The organism is Cellulomonas telluris (assembly GCF_004886325.1).
Classification (GTDB): domain Bacteria; phylum Actinomycetota; class Actinomycetes; order Actinomycetales; family Cellulomonadaceae; genus Cellulomonas; species Cellulomonas telluris.
Map to the genome: position 1 here is coordinate 279,179 of NZ_QXFN01000001.1, position 18,247 is coordinate 297,425.

Genomic DNA, 18,247 nt, shown 5'->3' on the forward strand with positions numbered 1-18,247 from the left:
GGTCCAGCATGGCCCGGCGCCCCCCGGCCCGTCGCGGTCCTCGGGGCCGTTGACCTCGGCGCGGTCGGGGTCCTATGTTCATAGCACGTGCTCAATGAACAGAGGAGACGACGTGGACGTCCTCGCGGTGGTGTCCCTGGCACTGGTCCTGGTGGCGACCGTGTGCCCCGTGCTGGTGCTCGTGCGCGACGGGCGGCGCTCGGCGGCGCCGTCCGACCTCGCCCGGCGGGCCGTGGGGCACGTGACCACGGCCGCCACCGCGGCCACGGCGCCGTTCGCCGCCGCGCTCGCCGCGGTGGCCGTGACCCCGGTCCTGTACACGTCCGACCTGCCCGCCCGCGCGATCGCGCTCCTGCCCGCCGCCGCCCTCGTCGCCCACCTGGGCGTGCTCGCCGTCGGCGAGCGGACGCTGCCGCGCCCGACCGGGGCGGTGCGCGAGGCGCGCGTGGAGCGGCGGGCCCCCGCCGACGTCGCGCCCGCGGCCGACCGCCGGCTCGTCGGGGCGTGGGCCGCCACGGCTGCCGGCACGGCGTCGGCGCTCGCCCTCGTCGCGTCCGGGCCGCGGACGGTCTCCCGCGTGGTCGGGCCGTACGAGTCGGTCACCGCGGGCCCCTTCCCGGGCTGGCTCTGGGCGCTGCCCGCGCTGGTCACGGTCGGGGTCGCGCTCCTCGCCGTGGCGGCCCTGGTCCGGCTGGTCGCCGCCCGCTCCGCGCTCCCCGGCGTCGACGCGGCGTGGGACCTGTGGCTGCGCCGCCGCGTCGCGCGGCGGGCCCTGCGCGGCACCCAGCTGGTCCTCGGCCTGACCGTCGCCGGGCTCCTGCTCGTCGCCGGCGTCGGCCTGCGCGGTCTCGCCGGAGGCGGAGACGGCCGACGCGCCGCCCCCGCGAGCGCCGTGCACGAGGTCGCGGGGTGGTCCCTCATGGCGGCCGCCCTCGCGGTGGGCGCGCTCGCGCTGGCCCTCGCCCTGCGTCCCGCGCGCGACCCGGCGCCCGCGGCCGCGGCGGCGCCCGTGCCGGCGGTGGCGCCGTGACGACGACCGTCCGCATCGACGTCACGTCCGCCGTCCCCCACTACGAGCAGCTGCGGTCCCAGCTCGCCGCCCTCATCACCGCCGGCGCGCTGGCGGACGGCGAGCGCCTGCCCACCGTGCGGGCCCTCGCCCACGACCTGGGGATCGCCCCGGGCACGGTCGCGCGCACCTACCGCGACCTCGAGGCGGGCGGCCTCGTGCTCACCCGGCGCAAGGTGGGCACCGTCGTGACCGCCCCGCCCGCGGCGCTCGACCGTGCCGCCGTCACCGAGGCCGCCGAGCGCTTCGTGCGCCTCGCGCGGGACCACGGCCTGGACGACGCGGCGGTGCGCGACGCGGTCGCCGCCGCCCTGCTGACCACGCGGGACGAGCCGGGCGTGCCCGCGTCGTCGTGACCCCGCCCGCCGCCGGTGCCCCCGGCACGCCCGGTCTACGCTGGCAGGACCGACGCACGCACCGCCCGGGCGCGTGCCCGCCGCGCAGGAGGGAGCGCTCGTGCCCACCGACGTCGTGGTGGTCGGGTCCGGCCCCAACGGCCTCGCCGCGGCGGTCACGTGCGCACGCGCCGGCCTCGAGGTCGTCGTCCTCGAGGCGCAGCCGACCGTCGGCGGCGGGTCCCGCACGCTCGACCTCGGGCTCGCGGACGGCGTCGTGCACGACATCTGCTCGGCCGTGCACCCGATGGCGTGGGCGTCGCCGTTCCTGCAGGAGTTCGACCTGGGGGCGCGCGGCGTCGAGCTGCTGACGCCCGAGGTCTCGTACGCGCAGCCGCTCGACGACGGCGAGGCCGGCATCGCCTACCGCGACCTCGAGCGGACGGTCGAGGGCCTCGGGCCGGACGGCCCCGCCTGGCGCGCGCTGCTCGGGCCGCTGGCCGCGCGCACGGACGCGCTCGTCGGCGTCGCGCTGGGCGACAAGCGGAGCGTCCCGCCCGGCCTGCTGCCCGGCGGTGTGCCCACCGCGGTCCGCTACCTGCTCGCCCTGCTCGAGCAGGGTTCGCGGCTGTGGGACCGGCGGTTCTCGGGGCACGTCGCCCCCGCGCTGCTCACGGGCGTCATGTCGCACGCCATCCACCCCCTGCCCGCCGTGCCCGCGGCCGGCGCGGGCCTGCTCCTGGCCGCGCTCGCGCACGCCGGCAGCGGCTGGCCGCTGCCGCGCGGGGGGTCGCAGGCCATCGTCGACGCGCTGCGGGCCGACCTGGAGGCGCACGGCGGGAGCATCCGCCCGGGGCACCGGGTGGCGTCGGCGGGCGACCTGCCGCGGGCCCGCTGCGTGCTGTTCGACACCGCGCCGCACACCGTCCTCGACGTCATGGGCGACCGGCTGCCCACCCGTACCCGCCGCGCGCTGCGGCGGTTCCGGTTCGGCAACGGCGCCGCCAAGGTCGACTTCGTCCTCTCCGGCCCGGTGCCGTGGGCGTACCCCGAGGTGGGACGCGCCGGCACCGTGCACCTCGGCGGGTCGCAGCAGCAGGTCGCGGAGGCGGAGGCCGACGTGGCCGCCGGCCGGCACGCGCCGCGCCCGACCGTGCTGCTGAGCGACCCCGCGGTGGTGGACCCCGGGCGGGAGGTCGGCGGGCTGCGCCCGCTGTGGACGTACGCGCACGTGCCCGCCGGGTCGGACGTCGACGTCACGGAGGCCGTCACCGCGCAGGTGGAGCGGTTCGCCCCCGGGTTCCGGGACGTCGTCGTCTCCTCGCGCTGCATCCCGGCGGCGCGGATGGTCGAGCACGACGAGAACTACGTGGGCGGCGACATCGCGGCCGGTGCCCTCGACCTGGTCCAGGTGGTGGCTCGGCCCACGGCCGCGATCGACCCCTACCGGATGGCCGAGGGCGTCTACCTCTGCTCCGCGTCGACCCCACCGGGGCCCGGGGTGCACGGCCTCGGCGGCTGGTACGCCGCCCGTCGCGCGCTGCGGCAGGTGTTCGACGTACGCCGCCCGCCACGGCTGGCACCGGCGTGAGCGGGAGCGCTGGACGCGGGTCCAGATTCGCCCGTCGGCACGCCGGGGCTTCGGTGGTGCGAAACCGGGTCAGCCCCTACCGTCGTCCCGTGGGTCGCGCGGGTGGGTGCGCGACCGGTGGAGGCGACCTGGGGAGGGAGCGGTGCGCGTGAGCGACGACCCCTACACCGTGCCGCCCGTCACCGCGCCCCGCGGCGCCGTCGACGCAGCCGCCGGCTCCGGCCTGGAACCCCCCGCGGACCTGCCCTCGGACCTCACCGCCCGCGTGCCGTCGCCGGGCGCCGAGCTGCCCGCGTCGCAGCCCGCCCCCACGTTCGTCGCCCTGCGTCGCTGGGTGCTCGACAGCGCCGCGCAGCTGCGCACGCTGCGGGGTGACCTGCGCGAGCAGATCGCCGCCGCGTCGTCGTCGGCCGTCGGCCCGCTCGGCGACGTGCCGGAGAAGGTCGTGCTCGTCGCGTCCGAGCTGGCGACGAACGCCCTCGCGCACGGCCGCCCGCCGACGCAGGTGCGGCTCGCGCAGGACGGCACGACGTTCCTCCTCGAGGTCTCCGACAGCGCGATCGACCGGCACCCCTTCGTCGCCGGCGGGCGCGCGCCGGGCGACGGCGGGTTCGGGCTGCAGATCGCCCAGCGCCTCTCGCTGGCCGTCGGCTGGTACGCCGACGCGACCGGCAAGCACGTGTGGGCCACGTTCTGCCCGACGGATCCCGACTGAGCCCGCGCGGACGCCCCGGCGTGCGGCGGACGCGATGACCCAGACTGTGCCCATGACCGGCCGCGACCCCGCGCCCTCCGCCGCGCGCACGCTGACGCTGCGTGGGACGACCCTCGGTACCGGCGTCCCCGCCGTCTGCGTCCCCGTCGTGGCGCACGACCCCGCGGCCGCCGCCGACGACGCGCGTGCGCTGCCGCCCGGCGCGGCCGACGTCGTCGAGGTGCGGCTCGACCACGTGGCCGGTGCCGCGGACGACCCGGCGCTGGTCGGCGCGACCCTGACGGCGGTGCGCGCCGTCCTGCCGCCGCACGTGCCGGTGCTCGCCACCTACCGCTCCGCCCGCGAGGGTGGCGTCCAGCCCGCCGACGACGCCGCGTACGCGGCGGTGGTCGAGGCCGCCGTCGAGGCCGCCGCCGGCGGTGCCGCGGACGCGGTGGACGTCGAGCTCGCCACGCCGGAGACGCTGCGCGACCCGCTGCTCGCCGCCGCGCGGGCGCACGCGGTGCCGGTCGTCCTCTCGACCCACGACTTCACCGGGACGCCCCCGCTCGACGGCCTCCTCGACGTGCTGCGCCGGCAGCGCGCCCTGGGTGCCGACGTCTGCAAGGTCGCGGTCATGCCGCACGACCCGGACGACGTGCTCACCCTGCTGCGGGCGACGCGTGCGTTCGGCCGCGAGGCGGACCGTCCCGTCGTCGCGATCGCGATGGGCGGGCTCGGGCTCGTCACCCGTCTCGCGGGCGAGGTGTTCGGCTCGGCCCTGACGTTCGGCGCCGTCGGCGCCGCCAGCGCACCCGGCCAGGTCGACGCGGTGCGCCTGCGCGACGTGCTCACGCTCGTGCACGACGCGCTCTGACGGGTCGGGCCGCTCGCGGGCGGGCGCCCGATGAGTCCCGGCGGCGGGGCCGGTCGGCACCGACGAGCCCGGCACCGGGCTGCTCACCGCACCAGCCCGAGGAGACCGCCGTGCGCGCAGGAGCCGACGACCCCCGCAGCGCGGCCGTGGCCGCGCTGCTCGACCGCGCCGTCACGGACGGACGCGTCCACGGCGCCGCCTGGCTCGTCGCGCGCGGCGACGACGTGGTCACGGGCACCGCGGGCGAGGCCGCCCCCGGGCGAGCGGTGCGGCGGGACACCCTGTTCCGCCTGTCCTCGACCACCAAGCCGGTCGTCGCGGCCGCCGCCCTCACGCTCGTCGACGACGGCACGCTCGGCCTCGACGCCCCCGTCGACCGCTGGCTGCCGGAGCTGGCGGGCCGCCGCGTGCTCGCCGACCCCGCGGGACCGCTCGACGCGACCGTCCCCGCCGAGCGGCCGATCACGGTGCGCGACGTGCTGGAGTCGCGCATCGGGCTCGGGTTCGACTTCACGTCCGAGGGCCCCGACCCCGTGCTCGCGGCGCTCGCCGCGGGGGGCCTGCACGTCGGTCCGCCCGCGCCGCAGGCCGACCCCGACCCCGACACGTGGCTCGCCGTGGTCGGCGGCGTGCCGCTCGCCGAGCAGCCCGGGACGCGCTGGCGCTACCACCTGCCGATGCAGGTGCTGGGCGTCCTGGTCGCTCGCGCCGCCGGGGCGCCGCTGCCGCAGGTGCTGCGGGCGCGGGTGCTGGACCCGGCGGGCATGACCCGCACCGGCTTCCACGTGCCGGCCGACCAGCGGCACCGGTTCGGGCGGCAGTGGGCGACGGGACCCGGCGGGGACGTCACCGTGTACGACGAGCCGGACGGGCAGTGGGCGCGCCCGCCGGCCTTCCCCGACGGCGGTGCGGGGCTGGTCGCGACGGTCGACGACGTGCACGCGTTCGCGCGCGTGCTGCGGGCGGGCGGCACGGCGGACGACGGCACCCGCGTGCTCGCCGCCGGCACGGTCGAGGCGATGCTCTCGCCGCACGTCGGACCGCTGGGCGACGACGGGCGCGGCGCGTGGGGCCTGGGCATCGGCCTGTGCCGGCTGGACATGCCCGACGGGCGACGCGCGGGCACCTACGGGTGGGACGGCGGCCTGGGGTCGACGTGGTGGACGGACCCCGTCCAGGACGTCGTCGCGGTGCTGCTCACGACGGACGCGTGGACGTCGCCCGAGCCGTCGCCGCTCTTCCAGGCGTTCTGGTCGGCGGCGTTCGGCGGGGCCTGAGCACCGCCCGGGCGGCTACTGGACCCCGTCCGCGTGCCGCTGCTCGACCTCGCGCGCGGCGGCGCGCGTGCGCTCGGCGTTCGTCCCGTCCGGCGCGGCGGCCGTGGTCTCGCCCGGGTCGTGCAGCATGTGCGACTGCACGAGCTCGTGCCGCTGCACGTACGTGTTCGCGACCGCCTGGATCGTCGCGGCGATGGGCAGCGCCAGGAACGCGCCGAGCGCACCGAAGACCGCGCCGAACGCGAGCACGACGACGAACGACACGGCCGCGTTCATCTCCAGCGCACGCGCGGACACCTTCGGCGCGAGCCACAGGTTCTCCACCTGCTGGTAGCCGATGATGAACGCGAGCACGCCGAGGGCCTGCGGCACCCCCTGCGAGGTCAGCGCGACGACGACGGGCAGGGCGCCGCCGATGTACGTGCCGATCGTCGGGACGAACTGCGAGACGACACCGGTGAACAGCGCGAGCGGCAGCGAGTACGGCGTGCCGAGGATCGCGAGGAACGCGAACGTCGCGACGGTCGCGATCGCGGCCAGCACGATGCGCGTGTTGATGAAGTCCGCCACCTTGACCTGCGTGATCTCCCACAGCCGCAGGACCTCCTGCTGGCGGTTCGGGGTGAGCCAGCGGCAGATCGACGCCCGGAACCTGGGGCCCGCCGCGAGCAGGTAGTACGTGACCAGCAGGATCGTCAGCGCCGCGAAGACGCCGCCGAGGATCGTCGTGCCCACCAGCAGCGCCCCGCTCGCGAGGTCGCCGCCCCACGCCTCGGTCGCCTGCCGCAGCAGCTCGTCGGTCTCCGGGACCTCCACGCCGAACCGCTCGCCGACCATCGTCCGCGCGTCCGCGTAGAGCTGCGGCACGTTCTCGACGAGCTGCACGAGCTGCTGGACGAAGAGGTTGCCGAACAGCGCCAGCACGACGACCACGAGGACCAGCCCGCCGATCAGCGCGACCGCCGCGGCCGCACCGCGCTTCCACCCGTGCCGCACGAGCCAGACGACGATCGGCTCGAGCGCGAGGGCCAGGAAGAACGCGATGAGCAGGTTGACGAACAACGTGCCGAGGGCGCCCAGCGCGTTCCACGTGAAGATGCCGACGAACACCGCGACGACCGCCATCGCGAGCGCCTTGCCCCACCACCGCGGGGGGCGGCGTGCGTCGTGCTGGAGCGCCCGCGTGCCCCGGTCGCCCGGCTGCTCGGGTGCGCCGAGCACCGGGGCCGGCGCGGTGCTGCCCCCGGGCACGGGGGGCGGGGTGTCGGTGCTGCTCACGGGCGTCCTCCCGGTCGGGCGGCGCCTCCTGCGGGGAGGCTCGGCCACACCCTAGGGCCGCCCGCCACGCCGTGCGGTGCGGCGACCGGGCGGGTCGGGCGCACGACGTCCACCGCGGTGGATGCGTCACATCTACCGCGCTCGTGGGGTGGGGGCTGAGGTCGGGGTGGGTGGGGCGGACGGGCGGGGGTGGCGGCGGGTGCCGGCGGTCAGGGCGACGAGGCCCGCGGCGAGCACGGCCAGGCCGACGAGCGTCGAGGGCGACAGCCGCTCGTGCAGCACGACGAGTCCGAGGACGGTCGCCGTGAGGGGCTCGGCGAGGGTCAGGGTCGCGACCGTGGCGGCTCCCAGGCGCGCCAGGCCGTACCCGAACAGCACGTAGGCCAGCGTCGTGGTCACGAGGCCCAGCCACGCGACCTGCACCAGGCCGGCCGGCGTGGTGAGCAGACCGTCCCCGGCGACGAGCAGCACGGGGACGCTCACCGCCCCGGCGGCGCCGAACACGGCGCCCATGCTGGTCGTCGAGGTCCACCCGCCGTCGATGAGCGCCGCCCCGGCCAGGGTGTAGAGCGCGTAGGCGGCGCCCGCGCCGAGGGACCCGAGCACCCCGACCGGGTCGACGCCGCCGCCCCCGTCGCCCGGGCCCGCGAGCCCGAGGACGGCCACCCCCGCCGTCGCCAGCGCCGTCGCGAGCACCCACGCGGCGGACGGACGCTCCCGCCGGAGCACCCAGGCGAGCACGCCGGTCACCACGGGTGCGGAGCCGAGCGCGATGACCGTGCCGACGGCCACCCCGTTGCGCCCCGTGCCGAGGAAGAACGCCGGCTGGTACGCGAGGACGCCGGCGGCGCCGACGGCCACCGCGACGGCACGACCGGTGCGGGTGACGGCGGCACCACGGGGTCGGCCCGGGCCCGCGGCCGGGGCCGCACCCGTCCTCCCGCGGCGGGCGACCACCGCCGCGACGGCCGCGAGCGCGAGCCCTCCGACCGCGATGCGCGCGGCGCCGAGCGCCACCGGGTCCGCGTCCGGGCCCAGCGCCTGGGCGGTGCCGGTGGTCCCGAAGCACAGGGCGGCGAGGAGGACGGCGAGGACGGCGCGCACGAGCGGATGGTCGCACGCGCCGGGCCGCCCGGGTCAGGCGGGCAGGGTGGCGCGGGCAGGGTCAGGCGGGTCGGGTCAGGCGGGCAGGGTCAGGCGGGTCGGGTCAGGCGGGTCGGGTCAGGCGGGTCGGGTCAGGCGGGCAGGGTCGCCCGCCGGCCGAGGGCCGCGAGGGCCCGGGTCTGCCGGTCGGCGTCGGCCGGCACCTCCACCGGGGGCGCGCACACGCCCTCGCCGTACAGGTGCTCGCCCATCGCGGAGACCATGCCCTCGATGGTGTCGAGGTCGGCGTCGGTGAAGCGGTGCGGGCGCCCGTCGGCCGCCGCGACGTCCCACCGGTGCGCGACCATGTCGAAGCCGTAGAACATGTCGAACGTGGCGCCGAGGGTCGAGCGGCCCGTGATCGTGTCGATCTCGCGGTCGCCGACGCCGGGCTCGGCGAGGGCACGTCGGACCGCGGCCGCGTGGGTGCGCCAGGCGGCGGCGGGGTCGGCGAGGTCGGGACGGGGGCCGAGGTCCACGTCGTGGCGTGCCAGGTAGTCGCGCTGCGTGTCGACCACGTGCGCGACGACGTCCCGGCCGGTCCAGCCCTCGCACGGCGAGGGTGCGTCCCACCCGGCGGGGCTCGTGGCGTCGAGCACGGCCTGGAAGCCGGCGGCGCGCTCGTCGTAGGCGTCGAGGACGGGGGTGTCGGTCATGTGCGCCACCCTACGGACGAGCGGGAGGTGCGCATTGGACGAACGCGACAGGCGCGACGACGTCGAGCGGGCCCACCTCGTCGACCCGCGGGACACGTCGTTCCGCATCGGCCGGTGGGGGCCGGCGGACGACCTCGCGCCGCTCGTGCGCCGCTACTGGGTGCCCACGTGGTCGGTGCCCGAGGGACACGAGGCGGAGCAGGGCGTCCTGCAGTACCCGGTGTGCCTGGTCGTCGTCGCCGACTCCTACGCGCGGTTCTATGGCGTGCAGCCGGGGCTGTCGCGCACGACGCTGAGCGGCACGGGCTGGGCGGTCGGGGTGATGCTGCAGCCGGCCGCGGGCGCGCTGCTCACCGGTGGGTCGGTGGCGCCGTGGACCGGACGCCACGCCGACCTCGCGGACGCGCTGGCGCCCACCACGCCCCGTGCGGACGTCGAGACGCTCGTCGCGGGCGTGCGGGGCGACATGGCGCCGGACCCGACGGACGAGGAGCGCCAGCACGTCGCGACCGACCGCGTCGGGGCGTTCCTGCGGCGCTTCCTGCCCGTGGACGACGAGGGGCTGCTCGTGGACGCGGTGGTCGCGGCGGTGGAGGAGGACCCGGAGGTCCTCCGGGTCGCGCAGCTGTGCGAACGCTTCGCGATGTCCGAGCGGACGTTGCAGCGGCTGACGCGCCGGCGCCTGGGGCTCACGCCGAAGTGGCTCGTGCAGCGCCGCCGCCTGCACGAGGCGGCGGGGCGCCTGCGGGACGGCGGGGCGACGCTCGCCGTGCTCGCCGCCGAGCTGGGCTACGCCGACGAGTCGCACCTCTCGCGCGACTTCCGCCGGGTCACGAGCATGACGCCCGGCGCGTTCGCGGCCCGGTTCACGCCGGACGGACCCCGTCGTACGGGGTGAGCAGGCGCCAGCCCTCACCGGTGCCGTCGGCGGGGTCGCCGCGGTCGAGCCAGAGCCGCACGGGGTGGTCGACGTCGAGCGGGTCAGGGGGTGGGTCCGGCGTGCAGGTGACGGGCGTGGCCGCCACGTGCAGGCGGTCGCCGGGTGCGGCGTCGCCGGCGACGACCGCGACCACCTCGACCTCCCACACGGCGGCCTGCGTGCCGAGCATCGGCCGGGTGCCCGCGCGCTCGTGCACGGTCGCGTCGACGACGAGCGCGGCGGCCTGCGTCCGCGCCGCCTCGTCGGGGTAGGGCACCCAGTCCACGCACGTCTGCGCGCCGGCGGGTCCGGTGCAGGCCGCGACGACGAGCACGAGGGCCACGGGCGCGGCCCGGAGGGCACCACGCCGGCGGCCCGCGCGCACGTGACCGCTCATGCCCTGCCTGTGTCCCGCGGGCCCGCGCCCTTGCACGCCGACCCACCCCGACCCCGACCTCGACGGCTCACGCGCCCGCGGCCCGCTCCGCACGCTCCGCCGCCGGCGCGGTGCGTGCCCGCGACCGCCGACCACGTGCGAGCTCGGTCGCGAGGGCGTCCAGCGGCTGCGCGAACGGGTCCTGGAACGCGCGCAGCCAGTCGGCGACGACCGCCAGCGCGGCCGGGTCGGGCGCGTACACCCGGCGGCTGCCCTCGGCGCGGACCTGCACGACGCCCGCCTCGCGCAGCACCCGCAGGTGCTGCGACGTGGCCGGCTGCGAGATCCCGAACTCTCCCCGCGCGAGCGCGACGAGGTCGCCGGCCGCGCACTCGCCGACCGCGAGCCGTTCGAGGAGGCGTCGCCGCACCGGCTCCGCGAGGGCGGCCAGGACGGCGTCGACGTGCGGGGCCGGCACGGTCAACCGGCCTGCCCGGCGCCGGTGTCGCCCGTGTAGAACGCGATCGTCCGCTCCCCCGCCTGCTGCGCCGCCGCGGGGTCGTCGCCGTCGCCCACGGCCGCTGCGACCCAGCCGGTCGCGGCCGACGTGACGAACGCGCGACCCTCCGGCCCCACCGACCACGCCTCGCTCTCGGCCGGGTCGACGGAGGCCCCCGTCGCCAGGTGCAGCGCGAGGCCCCACAGCGCGAGGTCCCAGCCCACACCCACCGCGCCCGGGCCGAACTGCTCCCAGAAGGCCGGGTCGACGTGGGCCTCGTGCAGCAGCCGGAGCTCCGTCGCGTCCTCGCCCGCCGCGGCGAGGTGGACCTCGACCCAGCCGACCTCGCCCCCGTACTCCCAGGTCACCGCGAGCCGGTGCGGCCGGTCGCAGGCCTCGACGGTGCCCCCCGCGTTGCCCTGGAGCTGGTAGCGCCCGCCCACGCTCAGGTCGCCGCTGACGGGCATGAACCAGCGCGGCAGGCGCTCGGCGCTGGTGAGGGCGTCCCAGACGTCGTCGACGTCCGCGCGGTAGACGCGGCGCGCCTCCGCGACCTTCGTCGGGCGTCCGTCCCGCTCGCCGGTGCGCACGACGCGCGTCACCAGCCCGACCTGCTCCAGCGCGTCGATCGACATCGCACGTCCTCCTCATTTATAAGCGACGACTTATACGGTAGCCACGCCCCCGCGACGGTGTCCAGACCTCGGCGCCGCGGCCCGTCAGTGCCCGGCCGCGGGCCGGTCGTCGGCGAACGCGCGGCCCTGCGCCGCCAGCTCCTCGGCCAGGAGGCGGACGGCCTTCGGGCCCACGCCGTGGATCGCGAGGAGGTCGGACCGGCGCACGTGGGTCAGCTGCTCCCAGCGCGTGTACCCGGCGAGCGCGAGGGCCCGCCGCGCGGTGCGGCCGATCGCCGGCGGGTACTCGGTGGGGACGGGCACGTCCTCGGGCACGGGTCCTCCTGGGGACGACGGCACGGTGCGGTCGTCCGCACGCTAGCGTGGGCGCCTCGCACCGGTTCGTCCCGGTGCCCCGTCGGTCGCTGATGCCCGCACCGGGATCGGCACGTCCTGCAGGAGCGTCGCCATGACCGCAGCACCCCGCCGCCGCGGCCTCGCCGCACTCGTCGCCTGCGCCCTCGCCGTCGCCGGCGTCGTCCTGGGCGCGGCACCCGCGTCCGCGGCGAACGACGTGCTCGACGCCCGCACCCGCCTGTACGTGGACCCGCAGAGCACGACGGCGCAGGCCGCGCGCACGCTGCGCGGCCAGGCGCGCCAGGACGCCCGCCTCCTGTCGCGCGTCCCCAGTGGCTCCTGGTTCACCGGTGGCACCCCGGACGAGGTCCGCCGGGACGTGTCGCGCCTCGTGCGCCGCACCGGCAGGCAGGTGCCCGTGCTCGTCGCCTACAACGTGCCGTTCCGCGACTGCGCGCTCTACTCCGCCGGCGGCGCCGCGAGCCTCGACGAGTACCGCGCCTGGATCGAGGGGTTCGCCGCGGGGATCGGCGACCGGCAGGCCGTCGTCGTGCTCGAGCCCGACGGCCTGGGCGTCATCCCCTGGTACACCACGCTCGACGGGGTCCAGGAGTCGTGCCGGCCCGCGGAGCTCGACCCTCAGACGGCGGTCGACGAGCGCTTCGCGGCGCTCAACCACGCGGTCGACGTGCTCGCCGCGCTGCCCCGCACGGTCGTCTACCTGGACGGCACCGGGTCGTCGTGGCTGCCCGCGGGCGAGTCCGCGGACCGGCTGCTGAAGGCCGGCGTGCAGCGCGCCGACGGGTTCTTCCTCAACGTCTCCAACTACGAGCGGACGGAGAACGTCGTCCACTACGGCACGTGGGTGTCCGGCTGCATCGCCTACGTCACGCAGGTCGCACCCGGTGACTTCGCGAGCTGCGGGCACCAGTACTGGAGCGGCGGCCCCGCGAACGACTGGAACGGCGTCCAGCTGAGCAACCAGGGCGTGTGGAGCGACGACGCCGCCGACCCGCTGCTCAACACGGCCGGGATCACGTCGCGCTACGCGATGATCCTGGGCGACGTCGAGCCGAGCACCCACTTCGTGGTCGACACCAGCCGCAACGGGCAGGGCGCCTGGGCGGCGCCCGCCGGCGTCTACACGGACGCCGAGACCTGGTGCAACCCGTCGGGCCGCGGGCTCGGCGTGCGCCCGACGACCCGGACCGGGAACGACCTGGTGGACGCCTACCTGTGGATCAAGGTGCCCGGCGAGTCCGACGGGCAGTGCCTGCGCGGCACGGCCGGCCCCGAGGACCCCGAGCGCGGCATGGTCGCGCCGCAGGCGGGCGGCTGGTTCGTGGAGCAGGCGCGCGAGCTGATCGCCCTGGCCGACCCGCCGCTGGGCCGCCGCTGACCGGCCGCTGACGCACGTCCCGCCCGCCGCGCCCGGCGATCAGGGGTCCCCCGTCTGCCGTTGGCGCAGGTCACGCGCGTGCACCAGGCTGGGCGCCGACGGGGCCGGTCCGCCGGCCGGGCGAGCACGGGAGCGGCGATGGCGCGGTCGAAGGTCAAGAAGGTCGGCATCCTCACGGCGGGTGGCGACAGCCCCGGGCTGAACGCCGCCATCCGGGGGTTCGGCAAGACCGCGATCGGCCACTACGGCATGGAGCTGTTCGGGTTCCGCGACGGCGTGACCGGCCTGGTGGAGAACCGCTACGTCGAGCTCGACGCGAAGGCGCTCTCCGGCATCCTCACGGTCGGCGGCACGATCCTCGGCACCAGCCGCGACAAGGTGCACCGCTTCCCGGTCGACGGCGGCACGCAGGACATGGTGCCGACCGTCGTCGAGAACTACCGCGCGCTCGGCCTGGACGCGCTCATCATGCTCGGCGGCGGCGGCACGGCGAAGAACGCGATGCGGCTGGTCGAGGCGGGCCTCAACGTCGTCCACCTGCCCAAGACGATCGACAACGACATCGCCGAGACGGACACGACGTTCGGCTTCGCGACCGCCACCGAGATCGCGACCGACGCGGTCGACCGCGTGCACTCCACGGCGCACAGCCACCACCGGATCATCCTCACGGAGATCATGGGCCACCGGGCCGGCTGGCTGACGCTCGCCGCCGGCATCGCGGGCGGCGCCGACATCATCCTCATCCCCGAGATCCCGTACACCGTCGAGTCCGTCGCGGAGACCATCAGGGCCCGCACGGCGCGCGGGTCGTCGTTCTCGGTCGTCGCCGTCGCGGAGGGCGCGCGGGACGTCGACGACACCGCCGACTACGAGGCCGCCCAGCTGCTGGTGCGGACCGCGAAGACCCCCGAGGCGCAGCGCGCCGCCCGCACCCACCTCGCCAACGTCGAGGACCAGCAGCGCGAGCACTCCTTCCGCCTGGCCCGGGCGCTCGAGGCCGCGACGGGGCTGGAGTCCCGCGTGACGATCCTCGGCTACGTGCAGCGCGGCGGGACGCCGTGCGCGGCCGACCGCCTGCTCGCCACCCGTCTGGGCGCCGCCGCGGCCGACCTCGTCTCGCGCGGGCAGTTCGGGGTCATGGTGGCCGCACGCGGCGAGGGCACGAAGGCCGTCCCCCTCGCGGACGTCGCGGGCAAGGTCAAGCTCGTGCCGAAGGACCACGCGTGGATCACCGCGGCGCGGCAGGTCGGCACGGGCCTCGGGGACTGACGGCGCCGCTCGCGCGGGCCGCGCGGTCACGTCCCGGTGCACGTGCTCCTCGTCCCGCCGGTCAGAGCCCCCGCGTGCCGTCGGTGCTCTCGCGCAGCAGGTCGAGGTGCCCGCAGTGGCGGGCCGTCTCCTCGATCATGTGCGCGAGCGCGTAGCGCAGCGTGAAGTCGCAGCCGTCGGCACGGGCCCGGGCGTCCAGGTCGGCGGCCGCGACGACCGCGGAGGACCGGGCGCACTCGGCGCGGTACGCCTCGACGAGGCCCGCGAGCGTGTCGCCGGGCGCGAGCGTGAAGGCGCCGGGGTCGTCGTCCCCCCAGGGCGCCGGCAGGTCGAGCCCGGCGAAGTCGATGCTGAACCAGAACCGCTCGACACCCGTCAGGTGCTTGACCACAGCCGCCGGTGTGAGTGCGGACGCGCCCACCGGCCGCGCGGCCGCCTGCTCGTCGGTGAGCCCGGCGACCTTCAGGACCACGGTGGCCCGCAGGTAGTCGAGGAGACCGGTCAGGGTGTCGCGCTCGGTCGCGTCCTGAGCGGGGCGCACGCGGGTCACGGTGTCGGGCGTCATCGGGGGACGGTAGCGGCGGGCGCCGACACCGAGTGGGCCGGCGACGCCGGAGGCCGGCGCCCAGCGGTCGCGGCCGGACGGTGCGCCGGGGCAGGGTAAGGACGTGACCAGCACCGACGTCCCCTCCGCGCGCGCCTGGGTCGAGCACGCGATCTGGTGGCACGTGTACCCGCTCGGGGCCGTGGGCGCGCCGATCCGCGAGCCGGACAGCGACCCCGAGCCGCACCGCCTGCGCCGGCTGCTCCCCTGGCTGGACCACGTCGTCGCGCTGGGCGCGAACGGCCTGCTCCTCGGCCCGGTCTTCGCGTCGTCGACGCACGGGTACGACACCACCGACCACTACCGCGTCGACCCGCGCCTGGGCACGGAGGAGGACCTCGACGCGCTGCTCGCCGCCGCCCGCGAGCGCGGGGTCCGCGTGCTCATGGACGGCGTCTTCCACCACGTCGGCGCCGAGCACCCGCTGGTCGCGCAGGTGCTCGCCGAGGGGCGCGACGGACCCCGCGCGTCCTGGCTGGCCGTGGACTGGGACGCGCCCGGCGGCCCGCGGACCGCGGACTTCGAGGGCCACCGCGCGCTCGTGAAGCTGAACCACGACGAGCCCGCGGTCGCGGACCTCGTGGCCGACGTCATGACGCACTGGCTCGACCGCGGCATCGACGGGTGGCGGCTCGACGCGGCGTACGCGGTGCCGCCGGCGTTCTGGGCGCGCGTGCTGCCGCGGGTGCGCGAGAAGCACCCCGGCGCGTGGGTGGTCGGCGAGGTGATCCACGGCGACTACGCCGCAACCGTGCGCGACTCCGGCATGGACTCGGTCACGCAGTACCCGCTGTGGAAGGCCACCTGGAGCAGCCTGCGCGACCGCAACTTCTTCGAGCTCGACTGGGCCCTGCAGCGGCACGCCGAGCTGCTGGACGCCTTCCTGCCGCAGACCTTCGTCGGCAACCACGACGTCACGCGCATCGCGACGCAGGTCGGGGCGGACGCCGCCGTGCTCGCGCTGGTCGTCCTCATGACCGTGGGCGGGGTGCCGTCCGTCTACTACGGCGACGAGCTGGGGTGGACGGGGCTGAAGGAGGAGCGGGAGGGCGGGGACGACGCGGTCCGGCCGGCCCTGCCGGACGCGCCGCCGGACCCGTCCGCACCCGGCCAGGACCTGCTGCACGCGCACCGGGCGCTGATCGCGCTGCGCCGGCAGCACCCGTGGCTCGTCCGCGCCCGCACCCGGGCCGACGAGCTCACGAACGAGCGGTACCGGTACACGGCGACCTCGTCCGACGGGGCGCACCGGCTGCAGGTCGAGCTGGACGTGACGGGCCGCCCGCGGGCGGTGGTGCGGGACGGCGGGACGGTGGTCTGGGCCTTCGGGTGACGCCTCCCGCGCCGGCCCCGGGCCCTGCGTGACACCCGGCCTTCAGCGCAGGGTCGGCCGGTACACGAGCTCCTGCGTGCGGCCGTCGAGCACGCGGCTCCCGAGCAGCTCCAGGTCGAAGTCGTCCGCGCCGGCGAACACCGGCGCCGTCCCCGTCCGGCCCGTCAGGACCGGGAAGATCGTGACCTGCACCCGGTCCACCAGGCCCGCGGCCATCAGGGCGCGGTTGAGCGACAGGGAGCCGTGCGAGCGCAGCGGCACGTCCGACTCCTCCTTGAGCCGCGCGACGACCTCGGCCGCGTCCCCGCGCGCGACGGTGGCGTCGGGCCAGTCGAGCGGCCCGGACAGCGTCGACGACACGACGGTCGTCGGCAGGTGGCGCATGCGGGTCACCCACGGGTCGCGCACGTCGGAGTCCTCGGTGCTGCCGGCGAGCATCGCGACGAACTCGCGGAACGTCGTCGCGCCGAGGACCAGGCGCTGCTCGCCGTCGTACTGCGCGAGGCGGTGCTCGAGCAGCTCGGGCCCCTGCTTGCCCCAGTAGCCGCCCCAGTCACCGGGCGGCGCGTAGGAGCCGAAGCCGTCGAGGCTGGTGAAGACGTCGAAGGTGTAGGTCGCGGTCATGGTCGTCCTCCCGGGCGGCGCGGTCGTGGGTGCAGACCGGCCGCGCAGGCGGGACTCATCGCCTCGGGCGTCGGTGGTCGCCCCTACGGTGGCCGCGTGATCCGGACCGTCGCCGTCGAGGGCTACCGCTCGCTGCGCAGCCTCGTGCTCGAGCCGGGCGCGCTGACCGTCGTCACCGGCGGCAACGGGTCCGGGAAGTCGTCGCTGTACCGCTCGCTCCGGCTGCTGCAGGCGTGCGCGACGGGTGCGTTCGCGTCCACCCTCGCGCAGGAGGGCGGGCTCTCCTCGACGCTGTGGGCGGGCCCGGAGCGGATCGGCCGGGCCGTGCGCGAGGGGCGGGCGCCCGTCGAGGGCACCTGGCGCACCGGGCCGGTGCGGCTGCGGCTCGGCGTGCAGCACGGGCCCGGGCACGTGCGGGGGCGGCTCCCCGACGACGACGTCGCGTTCGGGTACGCCGTGGACGTCGGCCTCCCGCAGCTGGACCAGCACTCCCCGTTCGTGCGCGACCCGGAGGTGAAGGTCGAGACGGTGTGGGTGGGCGACGCGCCCCGCCCGCGCGACGTGGTCGCCGAGCGGCGCGGGCCGTCGGTCCGGGCACGCGACGCCCACGACGACTGGGTGCAGGTGCCGCTGCAGCCCGGGCCGACCGACAGCCTGCTCACCGAGCTGGTCGACCCGCTCGGCGCTCCGCAGGTGCTGCTGGTGCGCGAGCGGCTGCGCGCGTGGCGGTTCTACGACCACGTCCGCACGGACGCGGGCGCACCCGCCCGGCGGGGCTCGGTGCTGACGCGCACGCCGGTGCTCGCCGCCGACGGGCACGACCTCGCCGGCGCCCTCGCGACCATCCGGTACCTCGGCGGCGGCGCCGAGCTCGACGACGTCGTGGACCGCGCGTTCCCCGGGGCCGTCGTCGGCATCGGGGGCACCGACGCCCAGGCGACCGTGACGATGACCCAGCCGGGCCTGCTCCGCCCGCTCACGGCCGCCGAGCTCTCCGACGGGACGCTGCGGTTCCTGCTGTGGGCGGCCGCGCTGCTGACGCCGCGCCCGCCCGCGCTCATGGTCGTCAACGAGCCGGAGACGAGCCTGCACCCCGACCTGCTGCCGGCGCTCGCGCACCTGCTCGCCGCGGCGGCGCGGCGGACACAGGTCGTCGTCGTCAGCCACGCACGGGCGCTGGTCGACGCGCTCGTCGCCGACCCGGACGCCCCGGCGGACACGCGTCACGTCGTGCTCGAGAAGGACCTCGGCGAGACGGTGGTCGCCGGCCGCGAGGGCCTGCTCGACCAGCCCGCGTGGCACTGGCCGGGGCGGTGAGGACCGGCGCGTC

At 77.1% G+C, this 18,247-nt stretch carries 20 protein-coding genes; 11 read left to right on the plus strand and 9 right to left on the minus strand.

The annotated features are described in order from the left end of the window. Positions 1 to 112 precede the first annotated feature (112 nt). The 6 genes from FB586_RS01425 to FB586_RS01450 all read left to right on the plus strand — a co-directional run bounded on the left by FB586_RS01425 (position 113) and on the right by FB586_RS01450 (position 5,843). On the plus strand, positions 113 to 1,030 hold the full coding sequence (locus tag FB586_RS01425) for a hypothetical protein (RefSeq protein ID WP_168800407.1): 918 nt from the start codon (positions 113 to 115) through the stop codon (positions 1,028 to 1,030). Beyond that, positions 1,027 to 1,425, plus strand: a complete 399-nt coding sequence (locus tag FB586_RS01430) for a GntR family transcriptional regulator (protein ID WP_136517551.1) — start codon at positions 1,027 to 1,029, stop codon at positions 1,423 to 1,425. Before FB586_RS01425 ends, FB586_RS01430 begins: the two co-directional genes overlap by 4 nt. Before the next feature lie 100 nt (positions 1,426 to 1,525). Continuing rightward, the gene (locus FB586_RS01435) at positions 1,526 to 2,995 is read left to right on the plus strand and encodes a phytoene desaturase family protein (protein WP_136517552.1); all 1,470 of its coding nucleotides are present in this window, start codon (positions 1,526 to 1,528) and stop codon (positions 2,993 to 2,995) included. 148 nt (positions 2,996 to 3,143) lie between these two features. Beyond that, positions 3,144 to 3,710, plus strand: a complete 567-nt coding sequence (locus FB586_RS01440; protein ID WP_222928256.1) for an ATP-binding protein — start codon at positions 3,144 to 3,146, stop codon at positions 3,708 to 3,710. A gap of 52 nt (positions 3,711 to 3,762) precedes the next feature. Beyond that, complete coding sequence (gene aroD, locus FB586_RS01445; protein WP_168800408.1) at positions 3,763 to 4,566, plus strand: type I 3-dehydroquinate dehydratase; 804 nt, start codon at positions 3,763 to 3,765, stop codon at positions 4,564 to 4,566. 110 nt (positions 4,567 to 4,676) lie between these two features. After that, positions 4,677 to 5,843, plus strand: a complete 1,167-nt coding sequence (locus tag FB586_RS01450) for a serine hydrolase domain-containing protein (RefSeq protein ID WP_168800409.1) — start codon at positions 4,677 to 4,679, stop codon at positions 5,841 to 5,843. 15 nt (positions 5,844 to 5,858) lie between these two features. On the opposite strand, the gene FB586_RS01455 is transcribed toward FB586_RS01450, so the two are convergent. The 3 genes from FB586_RS01455 to FB586_RS01465 all read right to left on the minus strand — a co-directional run bounded on the left by FB586_RS01455 (position 5,859) and on the right by FB586_RS01465 (position 8,920). Further along, positions 5,859 to 7,121 carry an AI-2E family transporter gene (locus tag FB586_RS01455; RefSeq protein WP_136517555.1) on the minus strand — a complete coding sequence of 421 codons (1,263 nt, stop codon included), beginning with the start codon at positions 7,119 to 7,121 and terminating at the stop codon, positions 5,859 to 5,861. A gap of 132 nt (positions 7,122 to 7,253) precedes the next feature. Continuing rightward, entirely contained in the window at positions 7,254 to 8,225 is a 972-nt protein-coding gene (locus tag FB586_RS01460) for a DMT family transporter (RefSeq protein ID WP_136517556.1), read from the minus strand. 131 nt (positions 8,226 to 8,356) lie between these two features. Then, entirely contained in the window at positions 8,357 to 8,920 is a 564-nt protein-coding gene (locus FB586_RS01465) for a TIGR03086 family metal-binding protein (protein ID WP_136517557.1), read from the minus strand. Between the two features lie 34 nt (positions 8,921 to 8,954). Here FB586_RS01465 and FB586_RS01470 point away from each other — a divergent pair, with 34 nt between their 5' ends. Next, on the plus strand, positions 8,955 to 9,818 hold the full coding sequence (locus FB586_RS01470; protein WP_246036303.1) for a helix-turn-helix domain-containing protein: 864 nt from the start codon (positions 8,955 to 8,957) through the stop codon (positions 9,816 to 9,818). Here FB586_RS01470 and FB586_RS01475 read toward each other — a convergent pair. The 4 genes from FB586_RS01475 to FB586_RS01490 all read right to left on the minus strand — a co-directional run bounded on the left by FB586_RS01475 (position 9,787) and on the right by FB586_RS01490 (position 11,664). Next, positions 9,787 to 10,236: a hypothetical protein gene (locus tag FB586_RS01475; protein ID WP_136517559.1), complete on the minus strand. Its 450-nt coding sequence runs from the start codon at positions 10,234 to 10,236 to the stop codon at positions 9,787 to 9,789. The genes FB586_RS01470 and FB586_RS01475 overlap by 32 nt on opposite strands. 67 nt (positions 10,237 to 10,303) lie before the next feature. Next, positions 10,304 to 10,693 carry an ArsR/SmtB family transcription factor gene (locus FB586_RS01480; RefSeq protein ID WP_136518244.1) on the minus strand — a complete coding sequence of 130 codons (390 nt, stop codon included), beginning with the start codon at positions 10,691 to 10,693 and terminating at the stop codon, positions 10,304 to 10,306. Between the two features lie 2 nt (positions 10,694 to 10,695). Beyond that, complete coding sequence (locus FB586_RS01485; RefSeq protein WP_136517560.1) at positions 10,696 to 11,349, minus strand: SRPBCC family protein; 654 nt, start codon at positions 11,347 to 11,349, stop codon at positions 10,696 to 10,698. Positions 11,350 to 11,433: 84 nt separating this feature from the next. Next, positions 11,434 to 11,664, minus strand: coding sequence for a hypothetical protein (locus FB586_RS01490; protein ID WP_136517561.1), 231 nt, complete (start codon positions 11,662 to 11,664; stop codon positions 11,434 to 11,436). Positions 11,665 to 11,797: 133 nt separating this feature from the next. On the opposite strand from FB586_RS01490, the gene FB586_RS01495 reads away from it, so the two are divergent. Together FB586_RS01495 and FB586_RS01500 are read left to right on the plus strand one after the other, a co-directional pair. After that, on the plus strand, positions 11,798 to 13,084 hold the full coding sequence (locus FB586_RS01495; protein ID WP_136517562.1) for a glycoside hydrolase family 6 protein: 1,287 nt from the start codon (positions 11,798 to 11,800) through the stop codon (positions 13,082 to 13,084). Between the two features lie 138 nt (positions 13,085 to 13,222). Then, entirely contained in the window at positions 13,223 to 14,356 is a 1,134-nt protein-coding gene (locus FB586_RS01500; protein WP_136517563.1) for a 6-phosphofructokinase, read from the plus strand. A 61-nt stretch (positions 14,357 to 14,417) separates the two neighbouring features. Here the strand turns inward: FB586_RS01500 and FB586_RS01505 are convergent, their stop codons facing one another. Continuing rightward, the gene (locus FB586_RS01505; protein ID WP_136517564.1) at positions 14,418 to 14,921 is read right to left on the minus strand and encodes a DinB family protein; all 504 of its coding nucleotides are present in this window, start codon (positions 14,919 to 14,921) and stop codon (positions 14,418 to 14,420) included. Positions 14,922 to 15,024: 103 nt separating this feature from the next. On the opposite strand from FB586_RS01505, the gene FB586_RS01510 reads away from it, so the two are divergent. After that, complete coding sequence (locus FB586_RS01510; protein WP_136517565.1) at positions 15,025 to 16,293, plus strand: alpha-amylase family protein; 1,269 nt, start codon at positions 15,025 to 15,027, stop codon at positions 16,291 to 16,293. 42 nt (positions 16,294 to 16,335) lie between these two features. On the opposite strand, the gene FB586_RS01515 is transcribed toward FB586_RS01510, so the two are convergent. Next, entirely contained in the window at positions 16,336 to 16,917 is a 582-nt protein-coding gene (locus tag FB586_RS01515; protein WP_136517566.1) for a dihydrofolate reductase family protein, read from the minus strand. A gap of 96 nt (positions 16,918 to 17,013) precedes the next feature. Here FB586_RS01515 and FB586_RS01520 point away from each other — a divergent pair, with 96 nt between their 5' ends. Continuing rightward, positions 17,014 to 18,234: an AAA family ATPase gene (locus FB586_RS01520; protein WP_136517567.1), complete on the plus strand. Its 1,221-nt coding sequence runs from the start codon at positions 17,014 to 17,016 to the stop codon at positions 18,232 to 18,234. Positions 18,235 to 18,247: the final 13 nt, after the last annotated feature.

What these genes read in the sequence shown, in the direction of transcription:
- FB586_RS01500 (WP_136517563.1), top strand. Translation starts at nt 13,223, where the DNA reads ATGGCGCGGTCGAAGGTCAAGAAGGTCGGCATCCTCACGGCGGGTGGC.
- aroD (WP_168800408.1), top strand. Translation starts at nt 3,763, where the DNA reads ATGACCGGCCGCGACCCCGCGCCCTCCGCCGCGCGCACGCTGACGCTG.
- FB586_RS01465 (WP_136517557.1), bottom strand. Translation starts at nt 8,920, where the DNA reads ATGACCGACACCCCCGTCCTCGACGCCTACGACGAGCGCGCCGCCGGC.
- FB586_RS01475 (WP_136517559.1), bottom strand. Translation starts at nt 10,236, where the DNA reads ATGAGCGGTCACGTGCGCGCGGGCCGCCGGCGTGGTGCCCTCCGGGCC.
- FB586_RS01515 (WP_136517566.1), bottom strand. Translation starts at nt 16,917, where the DNA reads ATGACCGCGACCTACACCTTCGACGTCTTCACCAGCCTCGACGGCTTC.
- FB586_RS01485 (WP_136517560.1), bottom strand. Translation starts at nt 11,349, where the DNA reads ATGTCGATCGACGCGCTGGAGCAGGTCGGGCTGGTGACGCGCGTCGTG.
- FB586_RS01495 (WP_136517562.1), top strand. Translation starts at nt 11,798, where the DNA reads ATGACCGCAGCACCCCGCCGCCGCGGCCTCGCCGCACTCGTCGCCTGC.
- FB586_RS01505 (WP_136517564.1), bottom strand. Translation starts at nt 14,921, where the DNA reads ATGACGCCCGACACCGTGACCCGCGTGCGCCCCGCTCAGGACGCGACC.